The sequence below is a fragment of the Undibacterium hunanense genome (assembly GCF_014284335.1).
Classification (GTDB): Bacteria; Pseudomonadota; Gammaproteobacteria; order Burkholderiales; family Burkholderiaceae_D; genus Undibacterium; species Undibacterium hunanense.
In genome coordinates this window covers 1-287 of sequence record NZ_JACOGF010000075.1, presented here as the reverse complement: position 1 = coordinate 287, position 287 = coordinate 1, and the positions used below count along the sequence as shown (strand labels likewise).

At 56.8% G+C, this 287-nt stretch carries 1 protein-coding gene; it reads left to right on the top strand.

Features of this window, described 5'->3' with window-relative positions:
• Nucleotides 1–287 (top strand): hypothetical protein (locus tag H8L32_RS27375; protein WP_186951020.1); only part of this gene is annotated, 287 nt, incomplete at both ends.

The window sequence follows — 287 nt, the reverse complement described above, 5'->3', positions numbered from 1 at the left end:
ACTGACAGCAGCCCAGGCCACCAACATCACTATCCAACACAGTGACACAGGTTCCAACGCCATCACCCAAAACATCGTCAATGCCCGTCTGGCTGTTGACACAGGTACAAGTGACACCGTTGCCCTGGGTAGCGTAGCAGCCCACACAGGCACAGTCACTATCGGTACAGCAGCAGGTGCAGGCAAAGTTGGCGGCTTCATCAACTTTGATACCACAACAGTTGGTGCCAACGGTGGTTTGAACCGTATCGACGTCTCCGGCGCAGCCGCTGACGGCTCCGGCGTAC